This is a genomic window from Achromobacter agilis, from assembly GCF_900496965.1.
In the GTDB taxonomy this organism is placed as follows: domain Bacteria; phylum Pseudomonadota; class Gammaproteobacteria; order Burkholderiales; family Burkholderiaceae_B; genus Achromobacter; species Achromobacter agilis.
This window is the reverse complement of sequence record NZ_UFQB01000008.1, coordinates 47,040-60,429: the sequence shown is the minus strand read 5'-3', so window position 1 is coordinate 60,429 and position 13,390 is coordinate 47,040. Positions and strand designations below refer to the sequence as shown.

At 68.4% G+C, this 13,390-nt stretch carries 13 protein-coding genes; 10 read left to right on the top strand and 3 right to left on the bottom strand.

Annotation, left to right across the window (positions count from 1 at the left end; all coding sequences use genetic code 11):
- The first annotated feature begins 59 nt into the window (after positions 1 to 59).
- From AGI3411_RS11755 to AGI3411_RS11740, 4 genes are all read left to right on the top strand, one after another.
- On the top strand, positions 60 to 1,004 hold the full coding sequence (locus tag AGI3411_RS11755; RefSeq protein ID WP_129527554.1) for an ABC transporter permease: 945 nt from the start codon (positions 60 to 62) through the stop codon (positions 1,002 to 1,004).
- The gene (locus AGI3411_RS11750; RefSeq protein ID WP_129527553.1) at positions 1,001 to 1,879 is read left to right on the top strand and encodes an ABC transporter permease; all 879 of its coding nucleotides are present in this window, start codon (positions 1,001 to 1,003) and stop codon (positions 1,877 to 1,879) included. The genes AGI3411_RS11755 and AGI3411_RS11750 overlap by 4 nt, the downstream gene beginning before the upstream one ends.
- Positions 1,880 to 1,893: 14 nt before the next feature.
- Positions 1,894 to 3,750, top strand: a complete 1,857-nt coding sequence (locus tag AGI3411_RS11745) for a dipeptide ABC transporter ATP-binding protein (RefSeq protein WP_129527552.1) — start codon at positions 1,894 to 1,896, stop codon at positions 3,748 to 3,750.
- A 102-nt stretch (positions 3,751 to 3,852) separates the two neighbouring features.
- A complete protein-coding gene (locus AGI3411_RS11740) occupies positions 3,853 to 4,665 on the top strand; it encodes an alpha/beta fold hydrolase (RefSeq protein ID WP_129527551.1) in 813 nt (270 codons plus the stop codon).
- A gap of 33 nt (positions 4,666 to 4,698) precedes the next feature.
- Here the strand turns inward: AGI3411_RS11740 and AGI3411_RS11735 are convergent, their stop codons facing one another.
- Entirely contained in the window at positions 4,699 to 5,343 is a 645-nt protein-coding gene (locus AGI3411_RS11735; RefSeq protein ID WP_129527550.1) for a LysE family translocator, read from the bottom strand.
- 139 nt (positions 5,344 to 5,482) lie between these two features.
- On the opposite strand from AGI3411_RS11735, the gene AGI3411_RS11730 reads away from it, so the two are divergent.
- The 4 genes from AGI3411_RS11730 (at position 5,483) to AGI3411_RS11715 (ending at position 8,928) form a co-directional block, all read left to right on the top strand.
- Entirely contained in the window at positions 5,483 to 6,019 is a 537-nt protein-coding gene (locus AGI3411_RS11730; RefSeq protein ID WP_129527549.1) for a YaeQ family protein, read from the top strand.
- 81 nt (positions 6,020 to 6,100) lie between these two features.
- Positions 6,101 to 6,697 carry a TetR/AcrR family transcriptional regulator gene (locus tag AGI3411_RS11725; RefSeq protein WP_129527548.1) on the top strand — a complete coding sequence of 199 codons (597 nt, stop codon included), beginning with the start codon at positions 6,101 to 6,103 and terminating at the stop codon, positions 6,695 to 6,697.
- 118 nt (positions 6,698 to 6,815) lie between these two features.
- Positions 6,816 to 7,514: an SDR family oxidoreductase gene (locus AGI3411_RS11720; protein WP_129527547.1), complete on the top strand. Its 699-nt coding sequence runs from the start codon at positions 6,816 to 6,818 to the stop codon at positions 7,512 to 7,514.
- 13 nt (positions 7,515 to 7,527) lie between these two features.
- A complete protein-coding gene (locus AGI3411_RS11715; RefSeq protein ID WP_129527546.1) occupies positions 7,528 to 8,928 on the top strand; it encodes a DHA2 family efflux MFS transporter permease subunit in 1,401 nt (466 codons plus the stop codon).
- Positions 8,929 to 8,933: 5 nt separating this feature from the next.
- Here AGI3411_RS11715 and AGI3411_RS11710 read toward each other — a convergent pair whose 3' ends face one another.
- Both AGI3411_RS11710 and AGI3411_RS11705 read right to left on the bottom strand, forming a co-directional pair.
- The gene (locus AGI3411_RS11710; protein WP_129527545.1) at positions 8,934 to 10,064 is read right to left on the bottom strand and encodes a hypothetical protein; all 1,131 of its coding nucleotides are present in this window, start codon (positions 10,062 to 10,064) and stop codon (positions 8,934 to 8,936) included.
- Positions 10,057 to 10,689 (bottom strand): hypothetical protein, encoded by a 633-nt coding sequence (locus tag AGI3411_RS11705; RefSeq protein ID WP_129527544.1) that lies wholly within the window; start codon positions 10,687 to 10,689, stop codon positions 10,057 to 10,059. Before AGI3411_RS11705 ends, AGI3411_RS11710 begins: the two co-directional genes overlap by 8 nt.
- Before the next feature lie 115 nt (positions 10,690 to 10,804).
- Between AGI3411_RS11705 and AGI3411_RS11700 the strand changes: the two genes are divergently transcribed.
- Together AGI3411_RS11700 and AGI3411_RS11695 are read left to right on the top strand one after the other, a co-directional pair.
- A complete protein-coding gene (locus AGI3411_RS11700) occupies positions 10,805 to 12,520 on the top strand; it encodes a sensor domain-containing diguanylate cyclase (RefSeq protein ID WP_129527543.1) in 1,716 nt (571 codons plus the stop codon).
- A 62-nt stretch (positions 12,521 to 12,582) separates the two neighbouring features.
- Positions 12,583 to 13,380: a GntR family transcriptional regulator gene (locus AGI3411_RS11695; protein WP_129527542.1), complete on the top strand. Its 798-nt coding sequence runs from the start codon at positions 12,583 to 12,585 to the stop codon at positions 13,378 to 13,380.
- The last annotated feature ends 10 nt before the right edge of the window (positions 13,381 to 13,390 follow it).

Here is a 13,390-nt window from a genome sequence, read left to right as displayed (position 1 = left end):
GGCGGCCGCATCGTTAGTCCGGCTGGCGCCGCCCGCCGCTCCTGTTTCACGGTTTCCATATGCTTAAACTCATCTTGCGCCGCGTGATCGTCGCGATACCGACATTGATATTGGTGTCGATGATCGTCTTCATGCTGCAGAAAATCCTGCCGGGCGATCCGGTGCTGACCCTGGCCGGCGAAGAGCGCGATCCGGCGGTCCTCGACTACCTGCGCGAGAAATACCGGCTGAACGACCCGCTGCCCGTGCAGTACGCCGCGTGGGCCGGGCAGGTCCTGCAGGGCGACCTGGGCAAGTCGCTGCGCACTGATGTTCCCGTCACCACGCTGATCGGCCAGAAACTGCCGGTCACGCTGCAGCTGGCCGCCATGGCCATGTTCTTCGCGCTGCTGATCGGCATCCCCATGGGTATCCTGGCCGCGGTGCGCAAGGGCAAGCCTATCGAAATGGGGGCGAACATCGCCGCGCTGTCGGGCATGTCCATTCCGAACTTCTGGCTGGGCATCATCCTGATCATGGTGGTGTCGGTGCAGTGGAGGCTGCTGCCGGCGTCGGGCTACGTATCGCCGTCCGAGGATTTCTGGCTGTCGATCAAGACCATGCTGATGCCGTCCCTGGTGCTGTCCACGGCAATCGCGGCCTACCTGATGCGGCATACCCGTTCGTCCATGCTGGAGGCGCTGTCGGCCGACTACGTGCGCACCGCGCGCGCCAAGGGCGTGTCGCCGCGCCGGGTGGTGCTGCGCCATGCCTTGCGCAACGCGCTGATGCCCATTGTCACGCTGGTGACGCTGCTGTTCGGCGAGCTGTTGGCGGGCGCCGTGCTGACCGAACAGGTCTTCACGATCCCGGGGTTCGGGAAACTGGTCGTCGACGCGGTCTTTACGCGCGACTACGCGGTGGTGCAGGGCGTGGTGCTCTGCGTCGCGGTGGGCTTCATTGTGATGAACCTGCTGGCCGACATCCTCTACATCCTGGTCAATCCCCGCCTGAGGCATTCATGAGCGCACTTCCTGCAACGGCCGCAGCCGTCACGCCGCCCCGCAGCCGCAATCGCGCCTGGGCAAAATTCAAACGCAACCGTATCGCCATGCTGGGCCTGGGGATCGTGCTGCTGTTCGTGGTGCTGGCCGTGCTGGCGCCGCTGATCGCCAGCCACGATCCATTCCAGACCAGCTTCACCACGATCCGCAAGGCGCCCTCGGCGTCGTACTGGCTGGGCACGGATGAACTGGGCCGCGACATTTTCAGCCGCATGGTCTATGGCGCCCGCGCCTCCCTGATGGCCGGCCTGGTGTCCGTCCTGATCGCGCTGGTGGTGGGCGTGCCGTTCGGCCTGGCCGCCGGTTATTTCGGCGGCTGGACCGACAGCATCATCTCGCGCGCCACCGAGGCGCTGCTGGCGATTCCCTTCCTGATCCTGGCCATCGCGCTGGCCGCGTTCCTCGGGCCCAGCCTGACCAACGCCATGATCGCCATCGGCGTGTCCGCCGCGCCCAAGTTCATCCGTTTGACGCGGGGGCAGGTGCTGGCGGTCAAGAACGAGGACTACGTCCAGAGCGCCCGCGCGCTGGGCGCGTCCGACCTGCGCATCATCGGCCGGCACGTGTTTCCCAACGTCATGCCGCCGCTGATCGTGCAGGCCACCATCACGATCGCCACGGCCATCATCGCCGAGGCCAGCCTGTCGTTCCTGGGGCTGGGGCTGCAGCCGCCCAATCCGTCGTGGGGCTCGATGCTGAACACCGCCAAGAACTTCATGACCCAGGCGCCCTGGATGTCCATCTTCCCCGGATCCGCCATTTTTCTCGCGGTGCTGGGCTTCAATCTGCTGGGCGACGGGCTGCGCGACGCGCTCGATCCGCGTCAGGACAAGTAATCGATATGGCAACAATGGATCCCAAACGCGTCGTCGAGGTCAATGACCTGACCGTGCGCTTCAAGACCCCCGAACGCACCGTGGAAGCAGTGCGCAGCGTCTCCTTCCACGTCGACCGCGGCGAAACCCTGGCCATCGTGGGCGAGTCCGGGTCGGGCAAGTCCGTAACCTCGCTTGCGCTGATGCGCCTGGTGGAATACGGCGGCGGCAGGATCGTCAACGGCGGCATGCTGCTGCGCCGGCGCAATGGCGACGTCCTGGACCTGCTCAACGCCCCGGACTCCCAGCTGCAGCGCGTGCGCGGCGCCGACGTGGCGATGATCTTCCAGGAGCCGATGACCTCGCTGAATCCCAGCTTCACGGCCGGCAACCAGATCGCCGAGGCGCTGCAGCTGCACCAGGGGCTGGACGCGGCGGCGGCGCGCGCCGAGACGCTGCGCATGCTGGAGCGCGTGCGCATTCCCGAGGCTCGCGCCATCCTGGACCGCTATCCGCATCAATTGTCGGGCGGCATGCGCCAGCGCGTCATGATCGCCATGGCGCTGTCGTGCAAGCCGCAGCTGCTCATCGCCGACGAGCCGACCACGGCCCTGGACGTCACCATCCAGGCCCAGATCCTGCAACTGATCCGCCAGTTGCAGGAAGAGATGGACATGGGCGTGATCTTCATCACGCACGATATGGGCGTGGTGGCCGAGGTGGCCGATCGCGTGCTGGTCATGTACCGGGGCGACAAGGTGGAAGAGGGCGGCTCGGACGAAGTCTTCGCGCGCCCGCGCCATGCCTATACGCGGGCCCTGCTGTCGGCCGTGCCGCGCCTGGGCGCGATGCAAGGCACCGACCAGCCCGCGCCGTTCCCGCTGCTGCGCGTCGACGAGGCCGCCGCGCCGCGGCCGGCCGATGCGCCCGCCGCGGCGGCGTCCACGGTGCGCCGCGAGAACGGCCCCGTGCTGAAGGTGCGCGACCTGACCACCAGCTTCGACATCACCGGCGGCATCCTGGGCCGGGTGCAGCGGCGCGTGCATGCGGTGGAGAAGGTCAGCTTCGACCTCTATCCCGGCGAGACCCTGTCGCTGGTGGGCGAGTCGGGCTGCGGCAAAACGACCACGGGCCGTTCGTTGCTGCAGCTGGTCAAGAGCAAGAGCGGCACGATCGAGTTCGACGGCAAGAATATTGGCGCCTTGCGCGGCAGCGCCATGCAGACGCTGCGCCGCCACATCCAGTTCATCTTCCAGGACCCGTTCGCCTCGCTGGATCCGCGCATGACGGTCGGCTACTCCATCATGGAGCCGTTGCTGATCCACGGCGTGGCGCGCGGCAAGGCGGCGCAGGACCGCGTTCGCTGGCTGATGGACAAGTGCGGGCTGGTGCCGGAAATGATCGACCGCTATCCGCATGAGTTCTCGGGCGGCCAGCGCCAGCGCATCTGCATCGCGCGCGCCCTGGCGCTGAACCCCAAGGTCGTGATCGCCGACGAATCCGTGTCGGCCCTGGACGTGTCGATCCAGGCGCAGATCGTGAACCTGCTGCTGGACCTGCAGCGCGAGCTGGGCGTGTCGTTCCTGTTTATTTCGCACGACATGGCGGTGGTCGAGCGCGTGAGCCACCGGGTAGCAGTGATGTACCTGGGGCAGATCGTCGAGATCGGGCCGCGCCGGGCGATCTTCGAGAACCCGCAGCATCCCTACACGAAGAAGCTGATGGCGGCGGTGCCCATCGCCGATCCGCAGCGGCGCCATCGCGAACGTTCGCTGCTGGTCGACGAGATCCCCAGCCCGGTGCGCAAGGTAGGCGACGACCCGCTGGTCCAGCCCCTGGTCGCCGTGGGCGACGGCCACTTCGTGGCGCGGCACGCCATCGGGGTGTATTGAGCGTTGTGGCGGGTGTCAGACACAGACACCCACCAGCCAAACGCTCCCCCGGCACCTGTGAGACACTCTGCCACGATCGGAACCCGACCACGCGGAGACCTCATGAACTCCTCCCTCAAGGTAGTCTCAGGCGGCGCCACGCTGGCCGCTGAAATCGTTGGAAGCGGCCCGGCGGTGGTTTTTCTTCATGCGAATGTCTGCGACAAGCGCATGTGGCGCCCGCAATTGGACGCTGTTGGCGCGCACTGCCGCGCCATTGCCTATGACCGGCGCGGTTTTGGGGGCACGGCTTCGGCGGCGGAGGACTACTCCGCCGTCGCGGACCTGGTTGCGGTGCTCGATGCGACGGTTGGCGCGGCGCCGGCCATTCTTGTCGGGTGCTCGCAAGGGGCGAATATCGCGTTGGGCGCCAGCCTGATGCATCCGTCGCGAGTGCGCGGCCTTGTGCTGATCGCGCCGACCGTCGCTGGCGCGTCGGAGGCCGTCTACTCTTCCGATCTGGCGGAGATGGTCGCGCAGCAGAAGCGGGCGGAGGCGGCGGGAGACCTGGATCGCCTGAACGATATAAAGGCGCGTCTCTTCCTGGACGGCCCGCTGGCGCCGGAAGGACGGGTAGAGGGAGACGCCCGGCGCCTGTTTCTGGATATGAACGCCATTGCGCTGCGTGCTGCGCCAGGGGGAGTCAATCCCGACAACTGGCCGATTTTCAGCCGCCTGGACGAGATTGCGGTGCCATCCCTGGTCATCTGGGGAACGCTGGACTTTCCGCATATCCAGGAACGCGGCCGCGCCGTGGCCGCGATGCTGCCCGACGCGCAGGGGAAGGAGCTGCCGGGCACCGCTCATTTGCCAAGTCTTGAACAGCCCGAGGCGGTAACGGGCTGGATCCTGGATCTGGTCCGCCGCTGCCTGTGATTTTCTGGCGACCGCGGCGTCTGGCCCGAACCCTTAGCGCTTTTCCAGCGCCAGCTTCAACCCGAACGCGATGAAGACGGCGCCCGTCATGCGGTCCAGGCCGCGCATCACGGCCGGCCGCGACAGCCAGCGCGCCAGCGGGCGCGTCGCGGCCACCAGCAGCGCGAACCACGCCACGCCCAGCAGGGCGTGGATGGCGGCCAGCAGCAGGCTGAAGCGCAGCACGTCCGCGCCCGAGGGAATGAACTGGGGCAGGAAGGTGATGTAGAAGATCCCGACCTTGGGATTGAGGATGTTGGTCAGGCAGCCGCGGATGAACCAGCCGCCGGCGCTGGCCGCGGCCGGCGGCCGCGCCGCCTGAGGGCCGCCCGCGGCGGACTTGCCGCCCTTCAGGCTGCCCCACAGCAGCTTTACCCCCAGATAGAACAGATACAGCGCCGCGCAGATGCGCAGCGTGTCGTAGGCCAGGGTGGATACCAGTAGCAGGGACCCGAGCCCGAACGCCGCGATGGCGCCCCAGGCGAGGCAGCCGGCGGCGACGCCGAGGCCGGCCATGAAGGCGCGCCGGCCGCCTTCGACGGCGGCAGTGCGCAGCACCAGGGCGCTGTCCATGCCGGGCGTGATGGTCAGGATGGCGGCGGCCAGGGTAAAGGCGAGCAAGGCTGCGGTGGCGGTCATGGGCGTGGGGGAGGGAAGGGATCCAGGCAGGCGACCAGTGTAGCGCCGGGCTGTCCGGGCGCAAGCCGGCCGGATCCCGCCCCGGCAGGCGGTATCATGGCGGCCTTCAGTCATTTGCTTCATTCAACGGATTCTCGCCATGGCCCTGCGCGCCACCATCTACAAGGCCGAACTCAACGTCGCCGACACCGATCGCCACTATTACGGCAGCCATTCGCTGACGGTGGCCCGCCACCCCTCGGAAACCGATGAGCGCATGATGGTCCGCCTGGTGGCTTTCGCCCTGCATGCGCAGGAGGAACTGGCCTTCACCAAGGGGCTGAGCGACACCGACGAGCCGGACCTCTGGGCCAAGGACCTGACGGGCGCGGTCCAGCTGTGGATTGAAGTCGGCCAGCCCGAAGAGCGCCGCATCCTGCGCGCCTGCGGCCGCGCCGAGGAAGTCATCATTTATTGCTACGGCGGTTCCGCCAGCAAGATCTGGTGGGACGGCGTGAAGAACAAGCTCGAGCGCACCCGCAACCTCAAGGTCGTCAACCTGCCGGTGGAGCAGACCAAGGCCCTGGCCGCGCTGGCCGAGCGGACCATGCAGCTGAACGCCAATATCTCGGACGGGGTGGTGTATTTTTCGGCCGACAAGGGCGAAGTCAGCATCGAACCCGAAGTCTGGCGTTAAGGCCCGTCCCCGCTAAAAAACAGTTGCGCGCCTGGCTGCGGGCTTTTAATATGATGATCATCATATTTTTGGCCAGAGGCCATGAACCTTCCCGCCACCCGCAAGGAGCTATCCCACGAACGCATCGTGGACGCCGCCGCGCGCGCGATCCGGCGCGAGGGGTGCGCGGGGGTGGGGGTGGCCGAGGTCATGAAAGAGGCCGGGCTGACCCATGGCGGCTTCTATGCGCATTTCCCTTCGCGCGACGCGCTGCTCGCGGTCGCCATGGAACGGGCGGGCCGCGATGGCGCGGACCGCCTGTCGCAAGGCATGGCGCAGCGGCGCGCCGAGGGCGCGAGCCCGTTGCGCGCCTGGGTCGATACCTACCTGAGCGAGGCGCACCTGGGCGGTTGCGAACGCGGCTGCCCGGTAGCGGCGCTGGCCTCGGAGATTCCGCGCCAGTCGGCCGACGTGCGCGAGGCCGGGGCCGCCCGGGTGCAGCGGTTGCTCGAAGGCGTCCGCCAGGTGCTGCCGGCCACGGCGGGCGAACACGCGGCGGCAGCCGTGACGAGTACCCTGGTGGGCGCTCTGCAACTGGCCCGCGCGCTGGGCGACAACGCTCAAGGCCGGGAGGTGCTGGCATCCGCGCGCAAGGCCATCCTGGCCCAGTACGACCACGAAGGGCCGTCCGCCCGCTGATTGTTTCCCAGGGCCGCATTGCGCGACCTTTTTGTCCGCCACAAATATGATGATCATCATATTTGTGGCTTGTAGAGCCATCCCATCTCTGCGGCGCTGCCGCAACGAGGAACCCATCATGGAACTCAAGAACGCCGTCGTTTTCATCACCGGGGCCAACCGCGGCCTGGGCCTGGCCTTCGCCCGCGAAGCCCTGGCCCGGGGTGCGCGCAAGGTCTACGCCGCCGCGCGCGATCCGTCGACCGTGCGGCTGGCGGGCGTGGAGCCCGTCAAGCTCGACGTCACCCGCCCGGACGAGGTGGCCGCCGCCGCGGCCCGCGCGGGGGACGCGACGGTGCTGATCAACAACGCGGGCATTGCCGCCACGGGGGGCTTTCTGGCGCCGGACAGCGCCGATTCGGCCCGCCGCCACCTGGAGACCAACCTGATCGGCCCGCTGCTGATGGCGCAGGCCTTCGCGCCCGTGCTGGCCGCCAACGGCGGAGGCGCGCTGCTGAACGTGCTGTCGATCGCCAGCTGGATCAATCGTCCGCTGCTGGGCGTCTACGGCATGAGCAAGTCCGCCGCCTGGGCCCTGACCAACGGGCTGCGCCATGAGCTGCGGGACCAGGGCACCCAGGTGCTGGGTCTGCACATGGGCTTCGTCGATACGGACCTGACGCGGGGGATAGAAGCACCCAAATCCACCCCGGAAGCCATTGTGCGCCAGGCGCTGGACGCGCTGGAGGCCGGCGACGAAGAGGTGCTGGCCGACGACGCCAGCCGCCAGGTCAAGCAAGGGCTGTCCGCCCGTCCTCCCATCTACCTGCAAGCCTGAGGGGCGCCGCGCCATGCATGCTTGCACAACTTCCGCCGCGCCGTCCGCCCAACCCGCGGCCTCTCCCTGGCCCGTGTTCTGGGTGGCCAGTATTGCCGTGTTCCTGGTGTCGTTGGACAGCACCATGCTGTATGCCGCCTTCGGGGCCCTGCGGGCCGGGTTTCCCGACGCCTCGGCGGCAGATATGTCCTGGGTGCTCAACGCCTATACGGTGGTGTTCGCCGCCATGCTGATTCCGTCGGGCGGCCTGGCCGATACCCACGGCCGCAAGCGCATGTTCATGGGCGGCGTGGTGCTGTTCCTGGCGGCGTCGGCGGCCTGCGGCCTGGCCGGCAGCGAAGACTGGCTGATCGCTGCGCGCGTGCTGCAGGCGGTCGGCGCGGCGCTGCTGACGCCGGCCTCGCTGTCCATCGTGCTGGCGGCCTTTCCGGCCTCGCAGCGCGCCGTGGCGGTCAGCCTGTGGGGCGCGGTGGGCGGGCTGGCCGCGGCCGTGGGGCCCAGCCTGGGCGCTTTCGTGGTGGACGTCGCGGGCTGGCCTTGGGCCTTCTACATCAACCTGCCGCTGGGCGCGCTGTCGCTGTGGTTCGGCGCCGGCCTGCTCAAGGAATCCGTGAGGCCGGACGCCCGGCGCCGGGTGGACGGCGTAGGCATGGCGCTGCTGATCGTGGGGGTGGGCGCGTTGGCGCTAGCCATCGTGCAGTCCGAATCGCCGGCCTGGGCGCGCGGCGAGCTGATCGTGGCTGCCGCCGTCGGGATCGCGTCCCTCGTCGCATTCGTCCTCTGGGCCCGGGCGACGCCGCATCCGCTGGTCGACCTGGCGCTGTTCCGCCACCGTACCTACCGTTACGTGAACCTGGCCACGCTGAGTTTCGGTATTGCGTTCGCGATGATGTTCTTCGCCTTCTTCTTCTACATGACGGGCGTGTGGCACTACAGCCTGCCGCGCGCCGGCCTGGCCGTGACGCCCGGCCCGCTGCTGGTCATGCCGACGGCGATCCTGACCGGCAGGCTCGCGGCGCGGATGGGCCACCGGCCTTTCCTGGTGGGCGGGTCGCTGGTCTACGCGGCCAGCGGACTGTGGTTTTTGCTGGTGCCCGGCGCCGAGCCGGCCTATCTGAGCCAGTGGCTGCCCGGGCTGCTATTGAGCGGCATCGGAGTGGGCATGGTGCTGCCATCCCTGTCGGGCGCCGCGGTGAACCGCCTGCCCGCCCAGCACTACGCCGTGGGCAGCGCGGTCAACCAGGCCACCCGCCAGATCGGTGGCGTGCTGGGCGTGGCCGTTACGGTGCTGCTGTTGGGGCAGGGCGTCGCGCGCCACGAGGATTTTTCGCCGATCTACGCCGGGCACGTGGGCCTGGCCCTGCTGACCGCCTTGCTGTGCCTGGCCGTGGACACGCGGCCCAGGGCCGCCTGAACGCGTCAGCCGCAGGCGTCGGCGGCCAGGTTCGCGGGATCCGAGCAGGCCTGCCAGCGGGCCTGCGGCATGGCCGGCACCAGCAGCATCCGGGTCATCGGATCCGGGTACCAGAAGATCCGGCCCGGTTTGTCGTGCATGGCCTGCCACACCTTTTCCTGGGCAGCGGGTTCGAGCGGCGCGCGGCCCTCCGGATCGGTCACACCCTCGGCCAGTATGGTCTGGGCCTGTGGATTCCAGGACGGCATGTCGGCGTCGTCCACCGGCACCTCGTCGGCGATGCGCACGATGCGCCACTTGTTTCCGGGAACCTCGGTGACCAGGCCCGACAGCCGCTCCCGTTCCAGCACGTAAAGGGAATCGTCGTTGGGCGGGGGCTCGGCGTAGGGGTAGGGGATGTTGCCGTCCCCCGGCGCCGCATACCGGGAGTACAGATTGAGATAGCGTTGCCGCGGCCGGCCCTGGCCGTCATAGGCCTGGACCGCCACGGCGCGGCCTTCCACGTTGGTGTCGATGACGCGCAGCAGGCGGCCCGCGGCGTCGCGCAGGAAATACCGGCTCGCCGCCGGGACCCGGGCGTTGTCGCAAGGGCCTTCGATCAATGCGGTCAGCGCGCCTTGCGCGTCGCGTTTCAGGCAGGTCTGGCGCACGGCCGAGTAAATCGCGGGTTTCCGGTACGCGGTCTGGTCGTATTCGACCACGCGCGCAAGCGACCCCTTGGCGTCATACTCGAACGCGAAGCCGCCCGTCAGGAATGGGGCGGCCGCGCGGCCGCCGCGCCGCGGGACGTCGTAGCGCAGCGCGCGGCAGAGCCGGCCGTCCGCGTCGAAATAGAGCCGCGTGGGGGCGACGCCGGCATCGTCGCCATCCAGCCGGTAGGCGGACCAGTCGACCTTGTCCATCCAGGTTTGCGGCAGCGGATCGCCGCGCTCGGCCGTCCAGACCGGAGCGCGGCGCGTCGCGACGCGTTCGCCGTTGCGGCCCAGCAGGACGCGCTCGTCGGACAGATCGACCGAGACGGGCGACTCGGCCAGCGCCGTCGGCGCCGCGAAGTCCGCGTCGGCGGACCCGCAGGCGGCCCAGGCGGGGGCGCCATGCAGCGCGGCGGCCAGCGCCAGGATAAGTTGCCTACGCATGTTGCAGCGCATCCATGAACCTCACCAGTTCCCAGAACTCCATGGATACGCCGCCCAGCCGCAGCTTGCCGTCGCGGTCTTCGAACAGCAGGAAAGGGTAGGCGTCGCGCGCCAAGGTGCCGGATTCGGGCAGCCGATAGGGCGTGAAGACCTCGGGGTTGCTGAAGTAGGGCTCCAGGCGGCCGCCGCCGTCCACGTGCATATAGCGCACGCGCAGCGTGTCCTTGCGGTAGCCGGCCTGCGTTTCGGGGAAGACGCCGCCGTCGCCGGCCACCACCGCGTCGGACAGGACGCCCAGGAAGAGGCGCAGGATGCCCACGAAATGGATTTCCCCGCTGGTCGTGCCGCCGGGGGCCTTGGCAAGTTCCTTGGCGAGCTGGGTTGCGCGCGAGCCGGGCACCACGGTCCGGGCGAACAGGCGGTCCACGTCGGCATCGGTCGGATCGGGCGATTGGCGCAGGCGTTCCAGGTCCTGTTTGAAATCGCTCAGCCATTGCCGATAGCGCTGGTTTTCGGCCTGGCGGTCGAAGGCCTGGGCGTTGGCGACGCCAGCGTGCAGGGCCACAAGGACCGTCAGCGCGAGCAGCCGGAACCAGGAAAAGGACGTGCAAATTGGGAGACGCATAGGGCAACGATCATATCGTTCAAAATGATGCCATTTTGGTGCGTAACGTGACAAAATGTCATTCACGGCGGGTAGCCTCGCCGTGTCGATGAATCCAGCGCTGATCAGGCCAGAAATGTCCGCTACAGGTGATTTTCCATCCGCACCTGCTCCTGCGCCCACCAAGGGCGCGGGCGGGGCTCAGGCTGAGCCCGACGGCCCTCTGGACAGGCTGGCCCGTCTGGCCAGGCGTCAGTTCGGCGTGGATATGGTGCTGGTGGCCTGCAGCGACGCCGACGGCGTGTGGCAAGCCCGCGCCGGCGCGCCGCCCGCCGCGGGCGCCGCGCCTGGAACGCTCCCTTTTACGGCCGAATGCCCGCTGCGCGGCAGCGACGGCAGGCAGCTGGGCACTTTCCGGCTGCTGCACGGGCAGGCGCGGGGTTTCAGCGAAGACGACCGGCGCGCCCTGGAGGATTTCGCCGGGCTGGCGGCCGCGGCGGTGGAAAAGCGCCGGGCGCTGGCGGCCGACCGGGCGGCCGAAGACAGCTGGCGCAACGAGGCCCGCAACCTGTCGATGGCAATCGCCGGCAGCGGCACCGGCGTCTGGGACCGCAATGTCGTCACCGGCGAAATCACCTATTCGGTGGGCTGGAAGGCGCTGCTGGGTTATGGAGAATTCGAGATCTCCAACCGCATCGAAGACGCCTACAAGCGCCTGCATCCCGACGACGCGGAATACGTCCGATCGGCCATGCAGGCGCACTTCGAGGGTAAGACCGAAAACTACGAGGTCGAGCACCGGATCCTCTGCAAGGACGGCTCCTACAAATGGATATGCAGCCGCGGCAAGGTCGTCAGCCGCGATGAGGCGGGCAACGCGCTGCGCATGATGGGCACCACCACCGACATCAGCGCCATGCGCGCGATGTCGGAGCGGCTGCAGCGCACGGCCGACCTGCTGGTCAACCTCACCGACGCAGTGCCCGGCATGGTGTTCCAGTGCGGGCAGCGGCCCGAAGGCGGGTCGCGGTTCCTCTACGTCAGCGCGGGCATCTGGGACATGTTCGAACTGACGCCCAACGATGTCCAGGACAGCGCCGCGGCGATCGAGCAGCGTGTCCACCCCGACGATCTCGTCAGTTACCACACCTCGCTGCAGGCCGCCGCCGCGGCCCAGACGCCCTGGCACCTGGAGTTCCGCGTCTGCCTGCCCCGGCAGGGCCTGCGCTGGCGCCAGGGCGACGCCACCCCGCGCAAGGGACCCGACGGGTCCGTGGTCTGGCACGGCTTCGTGACCGACATCACGGATCGCAAGCGCGCGGATTTCGAATTGCGCGAACTGGCCGCCACCGACGCCCTCACCACCTTGCCCAACCGCCGCCATTTCATGTCGCGCATCGAGGCGGAGCTGGCGCGGATCAAGCGGCACGGCAGCGATTGCGCCGCGGTGCTGATGTGCGACCTGGACCATTTCAAGCACATCAACGACACCTGGGGCCACGCGATCGGCGACGGCGTGCTCCAGCATTTCGCCAATACGCTGCGGGCGCAGCTGCGCGCGGTCGATCTGGTGGGACGCATCGGCGGCGAGGAGTTCGCCGTGGTGCTGCCGGACACCGATCTGGAACGCGCGCGCGCCTTCGCGACGCGGGTGCAGCAACGCATCGCCGATACGCCGTTTTCCTCGGACGGGCGCCACATACCCCTGACGGTCAGCATCGGGATTTCCACCATGCACACGCTGGACGCGGATGCCGAACTGGCGCTCATCCGCAGCGACCGGGCCCTCTACAACGCCAAGCAGCTCGGGCGCAACCGCATCGAATCCGCACCCTCAGTGTTTTCCCGATAGAACAACCCGCAGGGCCATTTGTTCCATTGACGGTACATTAGGACACCCCTAGAGTTCCCTGCATGGGAACCTCACTACCGCTTCCGAAGTACCACCAGATCTATCTCATCCTGCGCGAACAGTTGCAGGAAGGGCGCTTCGACCAGGAAGGCGTTCCGGGAGAGCACGCGCTGGCCGGGCAGTTCGACGTGGCCCGCATCACCATCCGCAAGGCGATGGAGATGCTGGTGGCCGACGGGCTGGTGTCGCGCCGGCCCGGGCTGGGCACCTGGCCCTTGCGCGCGCCCGCCGCGCCCGCCGGCCAGCCCAAGCCCAATCCGCAGCAGAAGGCGCACCTGACCGGGCTGCTGGAGAACATTGTCAACATGGGCCTGCGCACCTCGGTGCGCGTGCTCGACAGCGCGCTGGTGTCGGCGCCGCCCGCCGTGGCCGAGGCGCTCGGCATTCCCGTGGGGGCGCCGTTGCACAAGAGCCTGCGGGTGCGCAGCACCGAGGCCGGCCCGCTGTCCCACATCACGACCTACGTGCCGCAGTCCGTCGCCGACTTCACGCGCGAGGACCTTGAACGCGAGCCTCTGCTGATGCTGCTGGAAGCCGCCGGCGTGGAGTTCGGCGGCGCCACGCAGACCATCTCGGCGCGGCTGGCCGACGCGCAGGTCGCTCGCCACCTCGACGTGGCCGTGGGATCGGCGCTGCTGGCCGTGACGCGGCTCGTGCGCGACGTGGACGACCGGCCCGTGCAGCTTCTGCAGGGCCTCTACCGGCCCGACCGCTATCAATACCAGTTGCAGCTGTCACGCGTCGGCAGCATCGACGCCAAGGTCTGGGTCAGCGAAGAGCTGTCGGCCCAATTCCATTGAACCCTCCGGA